We start from the raw sequence: 20,013 nt of genomic DNA, 5'->3' as shown, positions 1-20,013 counted from the left end.
GTTAAGAAGAATCTAGGTCGTCCAATGTTTCCCAGCCAGGAACCCAAGTTTGGGCCACCACTCTTATCGCACTCTGAGCTTTTGCAAGGTCCTCTAGATTTAAAGGTGAAAATCTTGGCCTACGCTCTAATAACGACCCAAGGTTGAGGTGATGTGCGACATAAGTGATAAAAGTTTTTATATAACTCTTCCCAATGAAAACAGCCGTTCTCCTCCAACCAACAAGCTGAGGTCCATAGCGCCGAAGTATTCGGCGTTCGCTAGCATAGCCCAGCAAAAAATGTTGGAGCTTTACAACGCCAAACCATCGGTAAAAGTACAAAGGTTCTGCAAGGACACTTATCTTGGCGATGTTCCAAGTTCGTACAAAGAATTCACGATCTTCGGCTCTAGGATAATCTAAGGAATAGGGGTTCTTTTGATACCAACCCCTCCGGGCAAGGAGAGAAGCATGCAAGTACCCTCCCCAAGACAGCACGTCCTCTAGTGATGGTTGGCGTGCGGGCCAAAGAGCAAGAGGCTGGTTCCGTCGGTCTACCATATAAGCCCCTGTCGTTACAGCATCCAGTCCTGGGTTTTCGAGAAGATGCGCTACTTGGCGCTCTAGCCTCCGTGGGTCCATAAGATCATCGGCATCCATGCGAGCGATGAAGTCTCCAGAGGCTTCCTCTAGAACCTGGTTCAGCCGGTAGGGCAAACCCCGCCGTTTCCCATCGGTCAGGACACGCACCCTGGGGTCTTCGATTTTCCTTAAACGCTCCAAACTCCCGTCCGTGGACCCATCGTCCACCACCACAAGCTCCCACGAGGAATAGGTCTGGGCAAAGACGGACCTTATGGCCCATGACAAGAAGGACCCCGGGTTGTACACGGGGAGCCCTACCGTGACAAGAGGGGGATCCTTGGCGAGAGAGTTTCCACGCATACCCATCCCTCCTCAAGCTCCCAGTTCTCCTCAGCGGAAGTCCTCGTACGGTATAAGCCTGCCGCGTAGTCCGAGATAGGCCGCCTTGGCCCAAAAGACAAACCCTGGCCAGTCCCACCTCCGAAGGAAAAGGAAGAAGAGGGCATGCCTTATAGCTTCCAAAAGCACCCAAGCTGGCCAAAGCCTGCTATGTTTGCGGAAGATGTACATCCGGTTACGAAAGTTGTAAAAGTCCTTGAACTTGCTTCCGGAGTAACCAACGGCGAAGCGCTTTCCTAAGAGGAAGAAGAGTTCTCCCGAGAAACTCGGATGCCTTACCCGAACCCAAGGGAGGATTGCCGTCCTAAGTCCCGCTCTCAGTATACGCCTGTTGTACTCCACTTCATCGCCCCGGATGAAGAGGCGGGAGTCGGGTAACCCTACCCGCTCCACCACACGTCTGTTGAGTAGAACGCCTAGAAACAGAAGGTTCTCCCTGAAGCGCGGCTTATCTTGGAGTACTGAACGCAACTCGTAGGTCAACACCCCTCTCTTCAGGAGGGGACAAGCAAGCTTCTCGGGGTCATCGTAGGAAACAGCAATGGGGCTGGCTATGTCCAGGGTGTAGCGCTTAGCGGCCTCCAGGAGGAAAAAGAGGGTGGTGGCTTCCGGGATCGTATCATCGTCGAGTACCCATATCCACTCATATCCTTCCTCGTAAGCCCTCTTCATGCCCTCGTGGAATCCCCCTGCTCCCCCTCGGTTCTCGGGGAGCCTGAGGACCTCCACCTGGGGGAAGGCCTCTTGAAGCATCTCGGGGGTGCCGTCGGTGGAGGCGTTGTCCACCACCAGGACGTGGTCGGGGGGGCGGGTCTGGGAAAGCACCGCCTGCAAGCACTCCCGGAGGAGCGCCTTCCGGTTGTAGGTCACGATCACCGCGCAAACCTTTTCACCCATGGGTCAACTCCTCAAAGAGCTTCAGGACCCGGGCCACCGCCTGGTCCATGTTGTAATAGCGATAGTCCCCAAGCCTTCCCGCGAAATAAACCCCCTTGAGCTGTTTCGCCTCCTCCAGGTACCTCCGGTAGCGCTCCTCGTTCTCCTCCCTGGGCACCGGGTAGTAGGGCTCGTTCCTCCCAGGCTCGTAGGCCTCGGGGTACTCGTAGCACAGGGTGGAGTGGGGGAGGTAGTCCTGCCCCGTCAGGTGCTTGAACTCCGTGACCCGGGTGTAGGGGTGCTCGTTGGGGTAGTTCACCGTGCCCACCTCCTGCGCCCAGGGCTTGGGATGGAACTCCATCCGGAAGCTTAGGGAGCGGTAGGGCAGGGCTCCGTGAAGGTAGCCGAAGAACTCGTCTATGGGCCCGGTGAAGACGAGGCGGTCAAAGCGCACCTCCCCTTCCACCTCCTTCCAGTCGGTTTGGAGGAGGAGCTTGATGTTGGGGTGGCCGAGCATCCGGCGGAAGAGGGCGGTGTAGCCCTCCTTGGGCATGGCCTGGTAGGTGTCCTGGAAGTAACGGGTGTCGTAGCTCACCAGGACCGGCACCCGTGCGGTGACCGAAGGGGAGAGCTCCTCGGGGCGCAGGCCCCACTGCTTCAGGGTGTACCCCTCAAAGACGTTGCGGTAGACGTAGTCCGCCAGGAACCTCAGGTCCGGGTCTTCCTCCTCCTTGAGCCGGAGGATGGGAACCCGGGCCCCGTAGCCGAAGCGGGCCATGAGCTTCTCCTCCAGGCGGTCGGCAACCCTTGGGGAGAAGAGGGCGCGGAGGGTGGCGAGACTGAAGGGGAGGGGGACCTCCTTACCCTCCACCACGGCCCGCACCCGGTGGTAGTAGGGGCGCCACTCGGTGAACTGGGAGAGGTAGTCAAAGACCTTTTTGCTGTTGGTGTGGAAGATGTGGGGGCCATAGCGGTGGATCAGAACCCCATGGGGCTCCATCTCGTCGTAGGCGTTCCCCCCGATGTGGTCCCTCCGGTCCACCACCAGGACCCGCTTTCCCGCCGAGGCCAGCCGCTCCGCCAAGGTGGCCCCGGTGAACCCCGCGCCCACGATGAGGTAGTCAACCTTCACGCGCCCTCCAGGGCAACCGGCCCCTCCACCAGAGATAAACTAGCATGGCCCCGGTCACCCAGGCCTCGGAAAGGACCACCACCCAGGCCATCCCCAGAGCCCCGTGGCGGGGGACCACGAGGAGAGCCAGGGAGACGTTCAAAAGCCCGGCGATAAAGATGACGGCATTGAAGGGGCGGTCCATCCTCTGAGCCAGCATCCACTGGATGCCCAGGAAGTTGGAGAGGGCGATCAGGGGGAGAAGCCACGCCAGAACCCGCATCAAGGGCACGGTCCCTTCGTACCCGGGCCCTAGGAGCACCCGGACCAAGAAGGGGGAAACGTAGGTCAGAGCACCCGCCCCCAAGAAACCCAAGAGGAGGGTTAGCCCGCCCACCCGTCTGGCGAGCCTGGTAGCCTCCAGAGGGTCTTTCTCTAGAAGATAGGAAAAGCGGGGCAAGAACAACTTGTTGAAGGGTTCCCACATAGGTGTCAGGGCCCTGGTAAGCCTCTCGGCGTTTGCGTAGAGGGCCACCTGGGCGGCTGGCGAGAAAAACCCCACCAGCAACACGTTCGCCGTGGTGTAAAGGCTGGCTACCAGGCGAGAGAGAAAGAGGCCAAAACCTCGCCTGAGCCAAACCCATCCCTCTCTGAATCCTGGGCGGAGCCCCACCCAAGACACCGCCCAAAGGAAGCCCACGAAGCTCACGGCAAGGGCTGCCAGGGCCTGAAGATACAGAGGCCAGGCCACCTGCGCCGGGGAGCGCACGAGGAAGAAAATGCCTAGGGTTGCCAGAAAACGGACGGAGAACTCCATGAGGGCTACCGGCCCCATCCGCTCCACACCCTGGAAGAACCAGGCTGGGCTCAAGCCTGTTCCCATGGCGAGGAGAAAGCTTCCTCCCACGAGGCCCGCCTCTCCACGCAAAGGCGGGAAAAAGTAGAGGACGAGCAAGGCCATCGCTCCAGCGGGTAACAGGAGAAGCCACCTAGCGGCCAACACCCCGCTTAGGATGCCCCGTAAGACCTGAAGCTCGTGCCGCCACTTGGACACCTCCCGGGTGGCCGAAAGGGAGAGGGCGTACTCCAAGAGCATGTAGAAGTACAGGGAGAGGGCCTGGGCCAAGGCGAGCTTGCCGAACCCTTCCGGCCCCAAGACCCGGGCCAGATAGGGCAGGGTGATGAAGGGAAAGAGGTAGTTGGCCGCCTGGACGGCGTAGAGGTAAAGGAGGTTGCGCAGGGTGGGGCTTCGCCACGCCCGTTCCACTCTGGTCCAAAGGCGAGAGGGCAAGCCCATGAGGCTATTCCTCCACCGGCTTCCGCGCCTCCTCTAGAAGCGCCTGGACCAGCCCGGGGCTCGTGGCCTCCACGTAGACCCGCACCACGGGCTCCGTCCCAGAGGCCCGGAAGAGGACCCAGGCTTCCTCGTAGAGCCACTTCACCCCGTCCAGGGTGTCCACCCCCCTGGGGGTGAAGCCGGCCAGGGGGCGGGGCTCTCGGAGGGAGGCGAGGTCCAGGAGGGCCTTCAGAGGGAGGTCCAGGCGGTGGAGGGCGGCGAAGGTGAAGTCCCGGGCGATGACCCCCCGGAAGCCCTCGGTGCCGAAGCGGATGGGCGCGCTCATCGGAAAGGAAGCATAACACGCCCCCAGCCGTAAGGGAAGCCGGAGCGCTCTGGAGAAACCGGAGGGGAGGAGTGACGGCCTGCGGAAAGAGGTCCTGTCCCTTCCCTCCCCCGCTGATCCATCTGGGTAAAATGGCTCCCATGATCCCCTGGATGCTCTTCGCCCTGGCCCTCTGGGGCCTGGCCCTGGCCCAGGACTGGGGGCTCACCCAAAGCCAGACCCTCACCGCCCAGGGGGCCAGGGCCTGGCGCTACACCCTCAGTCCCAGGAACAAGGAAGCCCGGGCGCTATGGGAGGCCCTCTCCCTCCAGTACCGGGACCACCTGCGGGCGGGATACCGGGTGGACCTGGGGGGCTGGCGGCTCTACTTTTTGGGAGGAAGGCTTCGGCTGGAGCGGCACTGCCAGGCGGTGAACCCCGCCTGCTTCACCTCCGGGGCCCTCCCCGTGGAGAAGGCCCGGCAGGATCGGTTCCTCTTGGAGCTCTCCGCCCTCCTGGACCGGGCCCTGAGGGAGGCGGCCCAGACCGGGGGCACGGTCACCCTAAGCCGGCTTTTCCGGGTGGAGCTGAGGCGGAACCAGGCCCCGCCCTACCCGGCAAGCCCCTCGGGCTGGAAGCCCTGAAGGCGGGGTATCCTCTTTCCCATGAAGCGGGCGCTGGTCCTGGCCCTTCTCCTGGGGGCCGCCCTGGCGGGCCCCTGCGGGGAGAGGCCCTACACCTTGGAGACGGAAGAAGGCCTCCTAGGCGGGGAGAACCTGAGCTACGACGGCGAGGTCCTGGTCTTTGAGGGCAGGGCCTGCCTGGAGCGGGAGGGGCTCTACCTGGAGACCCCCCTCCTCCGCTACCTCGAGGCCCAAAGCGCCTTCCAGGCGGAGGGACTCCGGGGAGAAGCCCAAGGCTGGCGCCTGTGGGCGGAAAGGCTGGAGGGGAAGACCCTGTACGGGGTACGCCTGGAGAAGGGAAGCCTCAAGGCCGAGGCCGAGAGCCTCCGCCTGGAAACCCCTCTCCTGGGCCTGGGGGTCCGGCTGGAAAGCCCCGCCTACCGGGTGAGGGCGGAGGAGGCCCGCTTCACCAGGGAGGAGGCCAGGCTCAAGGGCTTCCTCGCCACCCCCTGCCCCTGTGGGGAGGAGGTGCGCCTTTCCATGGAGGAGGCCCGGTTTGACCCAAAGACAGGAGAGCTTAAGGGGGAAGCCACCTTGGGGCTATGGGGGCTGGACCTTCCCTTAGGGGAAGCGCGGGCCAGCGTCAACCAACGGCCGGACCTGAGAAACCCTTTGGTCTTAGGAGGCTCGAGTACCGGGAGCTGGACCCTGGGCCTCCAGGACTTTCCCCTCCCCAGGCCAGGGGAGGAGGTCGGCCGGTGGGAGAGGAGGTTCACTCTCCTGGCCACGGGGCTTGGCACCCCTCAGGAAGCCCTGCGCCTGGGCTTAAGGGAAGGGGGACGGGGGGCCGAGGTACAGCTCGGGTACGCCCCAGGGGTCCAGGCCTACTGGGATGACCTCTTCCTTGCGGCAAGCCCCCACCCCCCCGACGCCGACACTCCCCGCCTCGAGGCCCGCTACCGGCCCACCTTCCGCCTGGAGGGCCTGACCTTGAGCCCCTTCCTGCGCTACGCCGAGACGGGAAGGAGCCAGGGCTGGACCCTGGGGGTGGAGGGGGGCTACCAAAAGACCCTCAGGGAAGGCCCCTTCAGCCTCGCCCTCTCCCCTGCCCTCTTGGCCGCCCTATACCCCGGGACCCCCTACGCCCCCTACCTGGCGGTGGGAGGCGGCGTGGAGGGAGGGTTCCGGGAGGGGGACCTGGCCCTGCGGGCGGGGTATGCGGGGAGGCTCGAGGTCCTGGGGAAGACCCCGCCCTTCTCCTACGAGAACCGGGACGAGTTCCAAAGGCTCTTCCTGGAAGGGCGCCGGGGGCCCTTCGCCCTCCGCTACACCCTGGAAAACCCCCTGGGCAACCGGATGGACCGGCTGGAGGGGGAGTACCGGGAGGAGGCCTTGGGCACCCTCCGCCTGGGCTACGTGCGGGGAAGCTACGGGGAGATGCGCCTGGCCTACGCCATGCCCCTGCCCGAGCGGACCTGTTGCCAGGCCCTCTGGCTCGCCCCGGAGCTAGGGTGGGGGGAGGGGGGCCCGAGCCGGTACGGCCTCACCCTCCGCTACTACGACGGGTGCTTCGCCTACGAGCTCAGGGTGCAAAACGTCCTCAAGGGGCAGTACGATGAGGCCACGGGGCCTGGGTTCTCCTTCGGCCTCAGCCTGCGCTAAGATAGGGACATGCCGGAAGACCGCCTCCTGGAGCGGCTGGAGAAGCTGGAAGGGATCGTGGAGACCACCGTCCAGGTGCTCCCACCCCTGATCCAGGACCTTTCCCGGCGGATTGACGGCCTCCGGGAAGAGGTCCGCGGGACGGAGGGCAGGCTGGAGGGCCGCATCCAGCAGCTGGAGAACAAGCTGGAGCGCCAGGTCCAAGAGACCCGGACCGAGCTGGAAAACCGCATCCAGCAGACGGAAACCAAGCTGGAAGGACGAATCCAGGCGGTAGAAACCAAGCTGGAAGGGCAGATCCAGGCGGTAGAAACCAAGCTAGGAGAACGAATCCAGGCGGTAGAAACCAAGCTGGAAGGGCGCATCCAAGAGGTTGAGACCAAGCTGGAGCGCCAGATCCAAGAAACCCGGGCCGAGCTGGAAAACCGCATCCAGCAGACGGAAACCAAGCTGGAAGGACGAATCCAGGCGGTAGAAACCAAGCTGGAAGGGCAGATCCAGGCGGTAGAAACCAAGCTAGGAGAACGAATCCAGGCGGTAGAAACCAAGCTGGAAGGGCGCATCCAAGAGGTTGAGACCAAGCTGGAGCGCCAGATCCAAGAAACCCGGGCCGAGCTGGAAAACCGCATCCAGCAGACGGAAACCAAGCTGGAAGGACGAATCCAGGCGGTAGAAACCAAGCTGGAAGGGCAGATCCAGGCGGTAGAAACCAAGCTAGGAGAACGAATCCAGGCGGTTGAAACCAAGCTGGAAGGGCGCATCCAGGCCGTAGAAACCAAGCTGGAAGAACGGATTCAGGCGGTAGAAACGAAACTGGAAGGACGCATCCAAGAGGTTGAAACCAGGCTGGAAGAGCGCATTGAAAACCTGCGCCAGGAGGTGAAGGCCGAGATCAACACCGCCTTCAACAAGGCCATGCTCCTCTTCACCGCCATCGGGGCGGTCCTGGCCTTGCTCACCCTCTTCCGCTAGGGGGGCTCCACCCTCAAGCCCCGGAGGAAAAGGTTCCGGTCCTCAGGAGGGCGGTAGAGGTCGTCGGTGAAGACCAGGGCCACCGTACCCCTCCCGGTAACCCGCACCCAAAGCTCCCTCCGGCCCAAGACCTCTCCCTCCCACAGGGTGCGCCTTCCCTCCACCACCATAACGTGAGGCCCCCGGCCCTGGGCGGGGGTGCCCTCGAGGTCCAGCACCAAGGTGGCCGCCCGGCAGAGGGGAATGGGGAGGGCCCCGCTCGTCCAGAGGTCCGCCCGCTCCGGCAGGGGGCCGGGAAGGCAAGCCTCCCCAAAGAGAGGCCTCAGGGTGAGGGCCCGGGAGAGGGCGAGGAGGGAGGCCAAGAAGGCGAGGAGGAAGAAGACCCCCTGGAGGAAGGCCCTCACCGCCCCACCTCCTCCTCCAAGGTGTAGCGGGGCCTCAGGGCCAGGCGGTGCTGGCTGAAGAGCACCAGGCGGAGCCGGTACTGCCCCGGGGGAAGCTCGGGCAGGGCGAAGCGGATGGGCCCATCCCCCGCCCACTCCCAGCCCAGCCGCAGGCACCCCTTGGCCTGGCAGAGCCATACCTGGACCCGGTACCCTTCTCCCCCGAGGAGGCGCACCTCCCCCACCCCCTCCCGGGGCAGGGCGGCGTAGGCCAGTAGAGGCCTTCCTCATTCTTCCTCACCGCCGTCTACCTCTTCGGCTTCTTCTACGCCGGGGCGAGGTGGCTGGAAGGGGTACCCCTCTCTAAGGTCCTCCGCTGGCTCTCCTACCACGTGCCCGGGGTGCTGGTGCAGGTCTTCCCCATCGCCCTGGTCACGGCCACCGTCCTCCTCTTTGGGCGCCTGGCCGCAGAAGGGGCCCAGTTCGCCCTCCTTTCCGGGGGGATCCCCCTCTTCCGGGCGGCCTTCCCCCTCCTGGGAATCGGGGCCTTCCTCTCCCTGGCCTCCCTCTACCTTCAGGAGTACGTGGTCCCCGAGGCCAACAACCGGGTGCGGGTGGCCTGGTGGGACGAGATCCACACCCAGGGGGCGGGGCTTTTCCGCCTGGTGGGGAAGGAGATCCCCATCGGACAGGGGAAAAGCCTTTACTTTGAGGGCTTTGACATGGCGGCCAAGGAGATGGTGGGGGTGCGCATCAGCGCCTTCCAGGGGAAGGTGGGCACCTTCCTCTTCGCCCAGCGGGGGACCTGGGAGGACAAGACCCTTTACCTCCGGGACTACCGCCTCTACCGGGTGGACTTCCAGGAGGTGCCGGGGCTGGAAGGGGCCAAGGACCTCCTCGCCCAGGTGCGCAAGGTCTTCCGGGCGGCAAGCCGGGGAGAGCTTCTGGAGGTGGAGTCCGACCTCTCCCGGGCCCGGGCCATCGCCGACTACGCCGACACCTTCAGCTTCGGCCAGGATAGCCTGAGCGAGGCCTGGCGGAAGCTGAAAAACCCCTTCCTCCCCCCTGCCGACCGCCTTAGGGCCAGGCTGGAGTTCCACTCCAAGCTGGCCCTGCCCCTGGCCAACCTGGTCCTGGTCCTCCTCTCGGCGGCCATGGCCCTGCGCTACGGGCGGAGCGCCGGGCTCGCCCTGGGGATGAGCGTGGTCCTCTCCTTGGCCTACTACGGGGCCTTCTTTCTGGGGCGCTCCCTGGCGGGCCTCGGGGCCCTGCCCCCGGAGCTTGGGGCCTGGGGGGCCAACCTGCTCTTCCTTTTCCTCGGGGTGCGGGCCCTGCGGTAGACTCGGGGCATGGTGGGAAGCGGCCTCCTAACCGCCCCGCCCGGGCTTTCGCCGCGGGGGGGGCTCCGCAAAGCGTTTCCCCACGCCCCAGGCGGGAGGCTACAGGCCGGGGAATCCCCGCAGGGTCCCGGGGGGCTTAGGCCGTGAGGCCCTTGCGCCTGGGCCTGGTGGCCTACCCAGGCCTCGGGGGAAGCGGTATCGTGGCCACGGAGCTGGCGGACAGGCTGGCCCGGCTGGGGCACCAAGTCTACCTCTTCGCCACCGAAAGGCCCTTCCGCCTGGCCAAGGAAAGCCCGGTGGTCTACGTGCCCGTGGACCTGCCCTTTTACCCCGTTTTCCCGGGACCTCTCTACACCCTCTCCTTGGCGGGGACCCTGGAGCAGGAAACCAAGCGCCTGGGCCTAGACCTCGTCCACACCCACTACGCCATCCCCCACGCCGCCTCGGCCTACCTGGCCCTGGGCGAGGAGTTTCCCCTGGTGCACACCCTCCACGGCACGGACGTCTCCCTCCTGGGGATGGACCCCGCCTTCCACGGGCCCACCCGCCGGGCCCTGGCCAAGGCCCGGGCCACCACCGCCGTGAGCCGGGCCCTGGCTAAGGAGGCGGAAAGGGCCTTCGGGGTGCGCCCCAGGGTGATCCACAACGCCGTGGACCCGGAGCGCTTTTACCCGAGGCCGGAAAGAAAGCGCCTGTACGCGGAGGAAGGGGAGTTTCTCCTCGTCCACGCCTCCAACTTCCGGCCCATCAAGCGGGTGCCGGACCTGGTGCGGGCCTTCGCCAAGGTGCGGAGGAAGGCCAGGGCCAGGCTCCTCCTCCTGGGGAAGGGGCCGGAGGAGGCCGAGGCCAGGCGGGTGGCGGAGGAGCTTCAGGTGGCCCCCTGGGTCACCTTCCACCCCCCCACCCCCCACCCGGAGGAGGTCCTGGGGGCGGCGGACCTCTTCCTTTTGGCCTCGGAGGAGGAGTCCTTCGGCCAGGCGGCCCTGGAGGCCTTGGCCTCCGGGGTTCCCGTGGTGGCCACGGCGGTGGGGGGGGTGCCGGAGCTGGTCACCCCGGAGGTGGGAAGGCTGGTGGAGCTTGGCGACCTCGAGGGCCTCGCCCAGGCGGTGCTGGAGCTCTTGGAAAGCCCCCACCTGAGGAGGATGCGGAAGCGGGCCCGGGCCTACGCCGTGGAGCGCTTCCACCCCGAGCGGATCACGGAACAGTACCTGGAGGTCTACCGGGAGGCCTTGGGGTGAAGGGGCCCCCATGCTGGCTTCGCCAGCATGGGGTGGTATCAGGCGTGGGCCACCAGCTCCCGCTTGCCCTTGCGGGCGGGGCGCCTCTTGGGTTCCTGGGCGCGGGCCTCCAGGGCCTTCAGCCCCCCCACCAGGGCCAGGTCCAGCACCTCGTCCAGGTGTTCCACGAAGTGGAAGGTCATGTTCTGCCTAAGGGGCCTGGGGATGTCCGCCAGATCGGCCTCGTTGGGCTTGGGTAGGATCACCTCCCGGATCCCGGCCCGCCTCGCCCCCAGGACCTTCTCCTTCACCCCGCCGATGGGCAGCACCCTCCCCGTGAGGGTGATCTCCCCGGTCATGGCGATGTCGTGGCGCACGGGCACCTCGGTGAGGGCGGAGACCAAAGCGCTCACGATGGCCACCCCGGCGGAAGGGCCCTCCTTGGGGATGGCCCCGGCGGGGACGTGGATGTGGATGTCGGACTGGTCAAACCGCTCCAAGGGAATGCCGAAGCGCCCCGCGTTCTTCTTGGCGTAGGAGAGGGCTGCCCGGGCCGACTCCTTCATCACATCCCCGAGCTGCCCGGTGAGGATCAGGTTCCCCTTGCCGGGCATCACCGAGACCTCCACGAACATGATGTCCCCGCCCACGGGGGTGTAGTACATCCCCGTGGCCACCCCCACCTGGGGCTCCCGGGCCTCGGTCTCGGGCAGGAAGCGGGGCGGGCCCAGGTACCGCTCCAGGTCCCTCTCCGTGATGCGCACCCGCTTCCTGCCCTCCTCCAGGATCTGCCGGGCCGCCTTCCGGAGAAGGGCCCCGATCTCCCGCTCCAGCTGCCTCACCCCCGCCTCCCGGGTGTAGTGGGTGATGAGGCGCATGAGGGCGGCCTCCGTCACCACCACCTGGTCTGGGTCCAGGCCGCCTTCCCTAAGCTGCCGGGGCAGGAGGTAGCGCTTGGCGATCTCCAGCTTCTCCTGCTCGATGTAGCTGGTGAACTCAATGGCCTCCATGCGGTCCATGAGGGGCGCCGGGATGTTCTGGGGGAAGTTGGCGGTGCAGATGAACATGACCTCCGAGAGGTCAAAGGGCACCCCCAGGTAGTGGTCCACGAACTCCTTGTTCTGGGCGGGGTCTAGGACCTCCAGGAGGGCCGCCGCCGGGTCGCCCTGGTAGGAGATGCCCAGCTTGTCCACCTCGTCCAGGAGGAAGACCGGGTTCTTGGTCCCCGCCTGCCTCAGGCCCTGGATGATCCGCCCGGGCATGGCCCCGATGTAGGTGCGGCGGTGGCCTCGGATGTCGGACTCGTCCCGGGCGCCGCCCAAGGAGATGCGCACGTACTTCCGCCCAAGGGCCTCGGCGATGCTCTTGGCGATGGAGGTCTTCCCCACCCCCGGCGGCCCCACGAAGAGGAGGATGGGGCCCTTGTTGACCTCCTCGGGCGGGATCTCCCCCCGCCTGGCCCTTTCCGCCTTGAGCTTGCGCACCGCCAGGTACTCCAGGACCCGGTCCTTCACCTTCTCCAGGCCGTAGTGGTCCCGCTCCAGGATCTCCTTGGCCCGCTTCAGGTCCAGGTTGTCCTCGGTGCGGGTGTTCCAGGGGAGGTTGACGATCCAGTCCAGATAGGTGCGGATGACGCTGGCCTCGGCGGAGTCGGGGTGCATGCGGGCCAGGCGGTTCAGCTCCCTCTCCGCCTCCTGGCGGACCACGGGAGGAAGGTCCAGGGCGGCGAGCTTCTTCCGGAACTCCTCCACCTCCTGCTCCCCCTCCTCCCCGTGGAGCTCCCGCTGGATGGCCTTCATCTGCTCCCGGAGGAAGTACTCCCGCTGGTTGCGGTCAATCTCCTCCTTGACCTGCTGCTGGATGCGCCGCTGGGTTTCGATGAGGGCGAGCTCCCCCTCCAGGAGGACGAGGACCGCCTTCAGCCGCTCGGCCACACTCGCGGTCTCCAGCACCCTCTGCTTGTCCTCGAGGCGGAAGTCCATGTGGAAGGCGATGTAGTCGGCGAGCTGCGAGGGGTCCTCCAGGTTCAGGACGAACTGGGCCACCTCGGGGGCCAGGTACTTCCCCTCCTTCAGGAGGGCCTGGAACTTGTCCTTGACCTCCCGTACCAGGGCCTTCACGGTGAGGGCCTCCCCGGGCTCGTCGGAAAGCACATCCCCCCGGGCCTCGAGGTGGTCCCCCAGGTCCAGCCACTCCCTCACCCGCACCCGGGCGAAGGCCTGCACCAGGACCTGGACGGAGCCGTCCGGGTTCTTGCGCATCTTGAGGATGTTGCAGGCCGTGCCCACCTCGTAAAGGTCCGAGGGCTTGGGCGTCTCCACCTCCTTGTCCTTCTGGCTCACGATGAGGAGAACCCGCTCGCGGGCCAGGGCCTCGTCAATGGCCCGGATGGAGATGGGCCGGCCCGCATCGATGGGCATGACCATGGTGGGGTAGATGACCGACCCCCTCACGGGGCAGACGGGTAAGGTCTCGGGCAGCATGGGCATCCTCCTTTCTGGGTTCGCTTCCTTCGGGTCCATAGCCTAAGCCTACCTGTATCAAGTTTACTGCGAAACCCTGTTTAGCGCAAAGGGTCCTGGGTCACAAGGCCTTATCCTAAGGCCATGCGGCCTTGGGCCCTCCTGGTTCTCCTCCTTCTGGGCCTGGGCCTGGCCCAGAAGAGCGGGGGCGGGGTAGGGGGAAGGCCCTACACCCCCCCGCCCATGAGCCCGGGGCCCGCCCCCTCCTACCCCCTGCCCTACCCCAGCCCGGGCCCGGTGTACGTCTACCCCTATCCGGGAGGCGGGGGGAGCCTGGGAGCGGTGCCCTTCCTGGTCTTCCTGGGCCTCGCCCTGGTGGCCTTCCTCATGGTGCGGGGCCTAAGCCAGGCGGGGGAAAGGGGGCCCCAGGCCGGGGTGGGCCGCCTGCGCCTCGCCCTCCTCCCGCGCCCCGAGGTGCAGCGGGCCCTGAGGCGCCTCGCCGAGGAGGCCGACACCAACACGGCCAAGGGCCTGGCGGACCTCCTGGACGAGGTGGCCCTGGTCCTCCTGCGGGAGGAGCCGGCCTGGCGCTTCGGGAGCTACGAGGCGAGGCAAGGGGACGAGGAGGCGGTCCTGGCCCGCTTTGACGCCTGGATGCTGGAGGACCGGAGCACCTACCAGGAGACCTTCCGCCACTTTGAGGGGAAGCGGGTGGAGGCGGCCTACACGCCCAAGGTGGAGCCCGGGGGGCGGTACCTGGTGGCCTCCCTCCTCCTGGCGGTGCGGGGAAACCTGCCCCCACCCGGCCCCCTGGACCGAAGGAGGGCGAAGGAGGCGCTTCTCGCCTTCGCCGGGAGCACCCCCTTCTCCCTCCTCGCCTTCCACCTGGCCTGGACGCCGGAGAAGGAGGGGGAGGGCCTTACCGAGGAGGAGCTCCTCGCCCTCTTCCCCGGCCTGGAGAAGCTTTGACGCTCAGGTAGCAGTCCCCACGTTGCAGGACCAAGGCGCAGCCCTCCGCCAAGGCTTCAAGGGACACCCGGCCACGGCCTTCCCGGGTAGAGTAGAAGCTGTGGTGCAGGTAGGCCCAAGGCGCATCACCTTCTACCCTCCCGAGGGCGCCCACGCCCTCGTGGGCGACTTCACGGACTGGGAGAGAAACCCCATCCCCCTTTCGGGGCCGGTCACCCTGGAGTTCCCGGAGGGGGCCTACGTGGAGTACGCCTTTCTGGACCGAAAAAGCCGCCCCTTCCCCGACCCCGACAACCCGGAGAGGGCCGACAACCCCTGGTGGAGCTACCCGAGGGCGGTGAAGCTCCCCGGCTTCCGCTACGAGGCGCCCCCCGAGCCCGAGGCCGAGCCCAGGGTGGAGCGCCACCGCCTGGGGGAGAGGCGCTTCTACGTGGCAAAGACCGGGGAGGCCTCGAGGACCACGGTGGTGGCCCAAGACGGGGTGGCCTTCTACCGCACGGCGGGGCTTCACAAGGTGGCGCAGGCCCTCCTGGAGAGGGGCGAGATCCCCCCGGTGCGCCTCGTCTTCGTGGAGCCCATAGACCGCAACCGGGAGTACCGCTTCAGCGAGGCCTACGAGGCGGAGTTCCACCGGATCCTAGGGGAGGTGGAAAAGGCCTACGGGCCCCTGGGGGAGGTGGTCCTGGTGGGGGCCTCCTTGGGGGGGCTCTTCTCCCTGTGGCAGGCCCTGAGGCACCCGGACCGCTTTCCCAAGGTCCTCGCCCTCTCCCCCGCCCTCAAGGCCCACCCCGGGGGGATGGACGCCTACCGGGATGAGGAGTGGCTCCTCCTTCGCTACGCCGAGGCGGAAAGGCTTCCTAGGGTCTACCTGGAGGTGGGGCTTCTGGAGTGGCTCCTCGCCCCCAACCGCCGCTTCGCCGCCCTCCTCGCCGACCGAAGGGTGCCCCACGCTTACCGGGAAAGGCCCAGCGGCCACAACTGGGTCACCTGGAAGCAGGCCCTGGCCCCCGGGCTTTGCTACCTCCTGGGGGAAGGGTGAGCGGGGAGGCCTTCCTCACCCTCTTCTCGGTGGCCGCCCTGGAGGCCCTCCTCTCCGGGGACAACGCCCTGGTCCTGGCGGTGATGGTGAGGCCCCTGCCCGCCCCCCTCCGCCGCCGGGCCCTGCTCTACGGCCTCCTGGGGGCCTACCTCCTCCGGGGCCTCGCCCTCCTCTTCGCCGTCTTCGTCATCCGGCTCTGGTGGGCCCAGGTCCTGGGGGGACTTTACCTCGTGCACCTGATGGTCCGGCACTTCCGCGGCCCCTCCGAGGCCAAGTCCCTCCCCGGGGCCACCGCCAAGGAGTTCTGGCGGGTGGTGGTCCTCATCAACCTGGTGGACCTGGCCTTCGCCGTGGACTCCATCCTGGCGGTGGTGGCCTTCTCCAAGGACCTCCCCTTGGTCTTCCTGGGGGTGGCCCTGGGCATCCTCTTCATCCGCCTCCTGGCGGGCTCGGTGGTGGCCCTGATGGAGCGCTACCCGGGCCTGGAAAGGGTGGCCTACGCCCTGGTGGGCTGGGCCGGGGTGAAGCTCCTCCTGGAGGGCACCCATACCCTCGCCCACATCCTCCACCGCCCCGAGCTCGCCCCCACCCTCCCCAAGGCGGTCTTCTGGGGGGGCACCCTCCTCATCCTCGCCCTGGGGAGCGCCCTCGCCTTCCGCCGCCATGCCTAGGGACTGGGAAGCCTTTTACCGCGAAGCCCGGGAGATGAGGGAACCCGCCTTCGTGGTGCGGGCCTACGGGCCCTTTGCGCCCCCGGGAAGGGTTTTGGACCTGGCGGGGGGCCTGGGGCGGAACGCCTTTTACTTTCTGGAACGGGGGCACCCCGTGGTCCTGGTGGAGAAGAGCCGGGAGGCCCTGAAAAGGCTTCGGGGGGTGGAGGGCCTCCGCCTTTGGGAGCTGGACCTGGAAGGCCGGGAGGCTCTCTTCCGCCTTCCCCAAGGCCCCTTCGCCGCCATCGTGAAAAGCTACTACGTGAACCGCTCCCTCCTCCGGGCCCTCCCTCCCCTCCTGGCCCCGGGGGGGCTTCTCCTGGTGGAGGGCTTTTCCCGTCGGGAGGCCCTGAGGCGGGGAAGGCCGGAAAGCCCCTTTTACTGGGAGCCCGAGGAGCTCCTCACCCCTCCCCCGGGCCTGGCCTTGAGGGCCTTTGGGGAGGGGTGGATGGAGGGGTACAGGGCGTACGCCGTCTACGTCAGGCCTTGAGGCCCCGGGCCACCAGCTCGGCGATGTCCAGGACCTCAGGGGGCCTCTCGTCCTGGGCGATCTCCACGTTCATCATGGCCATGCAGAAGGGGCAGCCCGTGGCGATGACCTCGGCCCCCGTGGCCTTGAGCTCCTTGTAGCGGTTCTCGGAAACTCGCATGGCCCCGGGCTCCTCCTCCTTCCAGAACTGGGCCCCGCCCGCCCCGCAGCAGAAGCTGTTCTCCCGGCTCCGGGGGGGCTCGGTGAGGACGAAGCCCACCCCCTTCAGCACCTCCCGGGGGGCCTCGTAGACCCCGTTGTGGCGGCCCAGGTAGCAGGGGTCGTGGAAGACCACCCTCCTGGTCTCCTCGGAGACCGGGAGCCTCCCGCTCCTCAAGAGGTCGGCCAGGAACTCCGAGTGGTGCACCACCCGGTACTCCCCGCCGAAGGCCCGGTACTCGTTCTTCAGGGTGTGGAGGCAGTGGGGGCAGGTGGTGACGATGGTCTTGGGGGCCACGGCGTTCAGGGTCTCCACGTTCTCCGTGGCCAGCTGGAAGAAGAGGTACTCGTTCCCCGCGCGCCTGGCCGAGTCCCCGGTGCACTTTTCCCGGGTGCCGAGGACCGCCCAGTCCACGCCCGCGGCGTTCAGGATGGCCACCATGCTCCGGGCGATCTTCTGGGCCCGGGGGTCGTAGCTCGGGGCGCACCCCACCCAGTAGAGGACCTCAGGATGGGGCTTCTCCTCCACGGTGGGGACGTTGAGCCCCTCCGCCCAGTCCAGGCGCTTGCCCTGGCCGATGCCCCAGGGGTTGCCGGAGCGCTCCATCCCCCGGAAGGCGTTGTTGAGCTCCTGGGGGAACTCCCCTTCCATCAGGACCTTGGCCCGGCGGACGTCCAGGATGTGGAGCATGGGCTCGTTGCCCACGGGGCAGACCTCCACGCAGGCCATGCAGGTGGTGCAGGCCCAGAGGGCCTCCTCGCTCAGGGCGAAGTCCATGAGGGGCCTGGGGCTCTCCTTGCCCTGGGCGAAGTCCTGAAGGATCCCGTTCAGCTCGTAGCGCTCGGAGATGAGGATGGCGGCCGGGGAAAGGGCCTTCCCCGTGGCGTAGGCCGGGCAGGCCTCCTGGCAGCGGTTGCACATGATGCAGGCGTAGGCGTCCAGAAGCCGCTTCCAGGAGAGGTCCTCGAGCCTCTCCGCCCCGAACTTCTCCTCCTCCTTCTCCAGGTCCAGGGGCGAAAGGGCCCCCGGCACCTCCTTGCGGAAGGCGAGGTTGATGGGGGCCATCATCAGGTGGATGTGCTTGGAGCGGGGGAAGTAGGGGAGGAAGAGGAGGATGGAGGCCAGAGCGCCCCACCAGAAGAGGTGCTCCCCGAAGGTGAGAAGGGCGGGGGAAAGGCCGGAAAGCGCCCCGCCGAGGGCACTGGCCACGGGCTGGAAGGGGTCGGGACCCTCCTGGGCGAGTTGGAAGGCCTTGGAAAGGAGGCGGCTTCCCACGTGGAAGGTGATGAAGGCCCCCACGATGGCCGAGTCCCGGGGGATGCCCTGGCGCACCCGTTCGTGCAGGCGCACCCTGGGGTTCCAGGTGAAGTCCTGGGGAGCCACCAAATAGCGGCGCACCATGAGGCCCAGGATCCCCACCAGGATCAAGGCCGTGAGGAGGTCGGCCACCAGGTTATAGGGGTTCCAGAACCCTCCCTGGGCGTGAAGGCCGAAGAAGCCTTCCAGGAAGTCCACCAGGTTCACGAGCAGGTAGTAGACGAAGCCGTAGAAGACGAAGGCGTGGAGGAGGGAGACCAGGGGCCTCCTTTTGAAGACCGTCTGCTGGGTGAGGGTGAGCCAGAGGGCCCGGCCGATGCGCTCGGGGAGGCGGTCAAAGCGCTCCTCGGGCCGCCCCCGCCTTATGGCCAGATAGACCTGCCGGAAGCCCGTGTAGGCGTAGTACAGGCTTCCGGCCGCGAGGAGGAGGAAGAGGATTTTCTCCGGCAAGGTGAGCATGGGCGCCACCTCCTTATACTCAGTAAAAGTTTACCCCATTCCCCCGGCCCGGCAAGGGCATGGCCGCCCCGCCGCGGCGGGGACCCAAGGGTATAAGCCGGGGGCCTGGCGTTGCGGGACCAAGGGGCGGGCCCATAGAATGGCCCCCCGTGGAAACGGCCGCCCTTTTGGTCCTCTCCTTCTTCGGGCTTTTGAACCTCTTCATCTTCCACCGCTTCAAAAAACCCCTCCTGCCCCTGATCCTGGCGCTTTTCGTGAGCTTCTTCGTCTTCTTCCTCTCCCCCGCCTTGGGCCTTCTTACCTTCCTTGTGGGCCAGACCCTGGCCTTCTACCAGGCGGGGAAGAGGTAGTGGAGCAAAAGGGCCACCAAAAGCCCCAGGAGGGCCCCCACCAGGACCTCGAGGTAGGTGTGGCCCAAAAGCTCCTTCAGAGGCTCCTGGGCGAAGCCCCGCTCCACCAGCTTCTGCAGCTCCTCCACCAGCTGGTTGAGGAGCTGGGCGTGGAGGCCCGCCGCCCGGCGGATGCCCGTGGCGTCGTACATGACGATGAGGGCGAAGACGGCGGCCACGGCGAAGAGGGCGCTGTCAAACCCCTCCCTGAGGCCCACGCTCACCGCCAGGGCGCTCACCGTGGCCGAGTGGGAGCTGGGCATCCCCCCGGTTTCCAGGAAGCGCTCCCATTGGAAGCGGCCCTCGAGGCGGTAGTAGAGGAGGAGCTTCAAGGTCTGGGCCAGGAGGTTGGCCAGAAGGGCCGTCCAGAAGATGGCGTTAGAGAAGAGTTCCATGCCGCCTGAGGAGGGCCGCCTTGAGGGTGTTGGCCATGAGCATGGCCACGGTCATGGGCCCCACCCCCCCGGGCACGGGGGTGAGGGCCCCCGCCACCTCGGCCACCTCCGGGTGGACGTCCCCCAGAAGCTTCCCCTCCACCCGGTTCACCCCCACGTCCACCACGATGGCCCCCGGCCGCACCCAGTCCTTCCGCACCAGGTGGGGCCTGCCCACGGCCACCACCAGCACCTCCGCCCGCCGGGTGAGGGCGGGGAGGTCTTGGGTCTTGGAGTGGGCCAGGGTCACCGTGGCGTCCTCCCTAAGGAGGAGGCCCGCCAGGGGCTTGCCCACGATGTTGGAGCGGCCCACCACCACTACCTCCTTCCCCTTAAGGTCCACCCCGTGGTGCTTGAGGAGGCGGACCACCCCCAGGGGGGTGCAGGGGAAAAGCCCCTCGCCCCCGCTCCAGAGCCGGCCCACGTTCAAGGGGTGGAAGCCGTCCACGTCCTTGAGGGGGTGAAGGGCCTCCAGGACCCGCTCGGCGCGGATGTGGGGGGGGAGGGGAAGCTGGACCAGGACGCCGTCCACCTCGGGGTCGGCGTTGAGGAGGGCGATGCGCTCCAAGAGGGCCTCCTCCGGGAAGTCCTCGGGGTAGACCTCCACCTGGCTCCTAAGGCCCAGCTCCCGCGCCTTCTTGTCCTTGAGGCGCACGTAGGACACCGAGGCCGGGTCCTCCCCAAGCCGGATCACCCGCAGGGAGGGGACGAAGGGGAGGGAGGCCAGCCTGGCCTTAAGCTCGGCGTACACCGCCTGGGCTACCTCGTGGCCGGAAAAAACCCGCGCGCCGACCAT

At 66.8% G+C, this 20,013-nt stretch carries 20 protein-coding genes and 1 pseudogene; 10 read left to right on the top strand and 11 right to left on the bottom strand.

Translation table 11 applies throughout. The features are described 5' to 3' along the window. Window position 1: 1 nt before the first annotated feature. Genes ACZ5RK_RS07300 through ACZ5RK_RS07280 form a run of 5 tightly spaced genes read right to left on the bottom strand, consistent with a single transcriptional unit; the run spans window position 2 to window position 4,573 of the window. Window positions 2-925 carry a glycosyltransferase family 2 protein gene (locus tag ACZ5RK_RS07300; RefSeq protein WP_464908617.1) on the bottom strand — a complete coding sequence of 308 codons (924 nt, stop codon included), beginning with the start codon at window positions 923-925 and terminating at the stop codon, window positions 2-4. 30 nt (window positions 926-955) lie between these two features. Beyond that, the gene (locus tag ACZ5RK_RS07295; RefSeq protein WP_464908616.1) at window positions 956-1,861 is read right to left on the bottom strand and encodes a glycosyltransferase family 2 protein; all 906 of its coding nucleotides are present in this window, start codon (window positions 1,859-1,861) and stop codon (window positions 956-958) included. Further along, window positions 1,854-2,972 carry a UDP-galactopyranose mutase gene (gene glf / locus ACZ5RK_RS07290; protein WP_464908615.1) on the bottom strand — a complete coding sequence of 373 codons (1,119 nt, stop codon included), beginning with the start codon at window positions 2,970-2,972 and terminating at the stop codon, window positions 1,854-1,856. Before glf ends, ACZ5RK_RS07295 begins: the two co-directional genes overlap by 8 nt. After that, the gene (locus ACZ5RK_RS07285; RefSeq protein WP_464908614.1) at window positions 2,962-4,218 is read right to left on the bottom strand and encodes a flippase; all 1,257 of its coding nucleotides are present in this window, start codon (window positions 4,216-4,218) and stop codon (window positions 2,962-2,964) included. The genes glf and ACZ5RK_RS07285 overlap by 11 nt, the downstream gene beginning before the upstream one ends. A 34-nt stretch (window positions 4,219-4,252) precedes the next feature. After that, on the bottom strand, window positions 4,253-4,573 hold the full coding sequence (locus tag ACZ5RK_RS07280) for a hypothetical protein (RefSeq protein ID WP_054647297.1): 321 nt from the start codon (window positions 4,571-4,573) through the stop codon (window positions 4,253-4,255). A 131-nt stretch (window positions 4,574-4,704) separates the two neighbouring features. Between ACZ5RK_RS07280 and ACZ5RK_RS07275 the strand changes: the two genes are divergently transcribed. Genes ACZ5RK_RS07275 through ACZ5RK_RS07265 form a run of 3 tightly spaced genes read left to right on the top strand, consistent with a single transcriptional unit; the run spans window position 4,705 to window position 7,809 of the window. Continuing rightward, a complete protein-coding gene (locus tag ACZ5RK_RS07275) occupies window positions 4,705-5,196 on the top strand; it encodes a hypothetical protein (protein WP_464908613.1) in 492 nt (163 codons plus the stop codon). A 21-nt stretch (window positions 5,197-5,217) separates the two neighbouring features. Next, window positions 5,218-6,837, top strand: coding sequence for a hypothetical protein (locus ACZ5RK_RS07270; protein ID WP_464908612.1), 1,620 nt, complete (start codon window positions 5,218-5,220; stop codon window positions 6,835-6,837). A gap of 9 nt (window positions 6,838-6,846) precedes the next feature. Beyond that, window positions 6,847-7,809, top strand: a complete 963-nt coding sequence (locus ACZ5RK_RS07265) for an apolipoprotein A-IV repeat region-like domain-containing protein (protein ID WP_464908611.1) — start codon at window positions 6,847-6,849, stop codon at window positions 7,807-7,809. Here the strand turns inward: ACZ5RK_RS07265 and ACZ5RK_RS07260 are convergent. Then, window positions 7,806-8,213, bottom strand: a complete 408-nt coding sequence (locus ACZ5RK_RS07260) for a hypothetical protein (protein ID WP_464908610.1) — start codon at window positions 8,211-8,213, stop codon at window positions 7,806-7,808. The two genes, ACZ5RK_RS07265 and ACZ5RK_RS07260, sit on opposite strands and share 4 nt — an antisense overlap. Then, the gene (locus ACZ5RK_RS07255) at window positions 8,210-8,437 is read right to left on the bottom strand and encodes a hypothetical protein (protein ID WP_464908609.1); all 228 of its coding nucleotides are present in this window, start codon (window positions 8,435-8,437) and stop codon (window positions 8,210-8,212) included. Before ACZ5RK_RS07255 ends, ACZ5RK_RS07260 begins: the two co-directional genes overlap by 4 nt. Before the next feature lie 48 nt (window positions 8,438-8,485). On the opposite strand from ACZ5RK_RS07255, the pseudogene ACZ5RK_RS07250 reads away from it, so the two are divergent. Further along, window positions 8,486-9,532: pseudogene (locus ACZ5RK_RS07250) on the top strand (LptF/LptG family permease); the annotation flags it as partial. Between the two features lie 143 nt (window positions 9,533-9,675). Next, window positions 9,676-10,770, top strand: coding sequence for an N-acetyl-alpha-D-glucosaminyl L-malate synthase BshA (gene bshA / locus ACZ5RK_RS07245; RefSeq protein ID WP_464908608.1), 1,095 nt, complete (start codon window positions 9,676-9,678; stop codon window positions 10,768-10,770). Window positions 10,771-10,808: 38 nt separating this feature from the next. Here bshA and lon read toward each other — a convergent pair whose 3' ends face one another. Continuing rightward, window positions 10,809-13,232: an endopeptidase La gene (gene lon / locus ACZ5RK_RS07240; protein WP_464910071.1), complete on the bottom strand. Its 2,424-nt coding sequence runs from the start codon at window positions 13,230-13,232 to the stop codon at window positions 10,809-10,811. A 123-nt stretch (window positions 13,233-13,355) separates the two neighbouring features. On the opposite strand from lon, the gene ACZ5RK_RS07235 reads away from it, so the two are divergent. The 4 genes from ACZ5RK_RS07235 to ACZ5RK_RS07220 all read left to right on the top strand — a co-directional run bounded on the left by ACZ5RK_RS07235 (window position 13,356) and on the right by ACZ5RK_RS07220 (window position 16,419). Beyond that, window positions 13,356-14,180, top strand: a complete 825-nt coding sequence (locus ACZ5RK_RS07235; RefSeq protein WP_464908607.1) for a DUF1517 domain-containing protein — start codon at window positions 13,356-13,358, stop codon at window positions 14,178-14,180. A 100-nt stretch (window positions 14,181-14,280) separates the two neighbouring features. Further along, entirely contained in the window at window positions 14,281-15,219 is a 939-nt protein-coding gene (locus ACZ5RK_RS07230) for an alpha/beta hydrolase-fold protein (protein ID WP_464908606.1), read from the top strand. After that, complete coding sequence (locus tag ACZ5RK_RS07225; protein WP_464908605.1) at window positions 15,216-15,890, top strand: TerC family protein; 675 nt, start codon at window positions 15,216-15,218, stop codon at window positions 15,888-15,890. The genes ACZ5RK_RS07230 and ACZ5RK_RS07225 overlap by 4 nt, the downstream gene beginning before the upstream one ends. Further along, window positions 15,883-16,419 carry a methyltransferase domain-containing protein gene (locus ACZ5RK_RS07220; protein ID WP_464908604.1) on the top strand — a complete coding sequence of 179 codons (537 nt, stop codon included), beginning with the start codon at window positions 15,883-15,885 and terminating at the stop codon, window positions 16,417-16,419. Before ACZ5RK_RS07225 ends, ACZ5RK_RS07220 begins: the two co-directional genes overlap by 8 nt. Here the strand turns inward: ACZ5RK_RS07220 and ACZ5RK_RS07215 are convergent. After that, window positions 16,409-18,394, bottom strand: a complete 1,986-nt coding sequence (locus ACZ5RK_RS07215; RefSeq protein WP_464908603.1) for a (Fe-S)-binding protein — start codon at window positions 18,392-18,394, stop codon at window positions 16,409-16,411. The two genes, ACZ5RK_RS07220 and ACZ5RK_RS07215, sit on opposite strands and share 11 nt — an antisense overlap. Window positions 18,395-18,543: 149 nt before the next feature. Between ACZ5RK_RS07215 and ACZ5RK_RS07210 the strand changes: the two genes are divergently transcribed. Continuing rightward, window positions 18,544-18,744, top strand: coding sequence for a hypothetical protein (locus ACZ5RK_RS07210; RefSeq protein ID WP_464908602.1), 201 nt, complete (start codon window positions 18,544-18,546; stop codon window positions 18,742-18,744). Here the strand turns inward: ACZ5RK_RS07210 and ACZ5RK_RS07205 are convergent. Continuing rightward, on the bottom strand, window positions 18,723-19,178 hold the full coding sequence (locus ACZ5RK_RS07205) for a divergent PAP2 family protein (protein ID WP_054647338.1): 456 nt from the start codon (window positions 19,176-19,178) through the stop codon (window positions 18,723-18,725). The two genes, ACZ5RK_RS07210 and ACZ5RK_RS07205, sit on opposite strands and share 22 nt — an antisense overlap. Next, a complete protein-coding gene (locus tag ACZ5RK_RS07200) occupies window positions 19,162-20,013 on the bottom strand; it encodes a bifunctional methylenetetrahydrofolate dehydrogenase/methenyltetrahydrofolate cyclohydrolase (RefSeq protein ID WP_464908601.1) in 852 nt (283 codons plus the stop codon). The genes ACZ5RK_RS07205 and ACZ5RK_RS07200 overlap by 17 nt, the downstream gene beginning before the upstream one ends.

The sequence above is a fragment of the Thermus kawarayensis JCM 12314 genome, assembly GCF_055393575.1.
The sequence above is the reverse complement of the archived record's forward strand: the minus strand, read 5'-3'. Positions and strand labels throughout refer to the sequence as shown.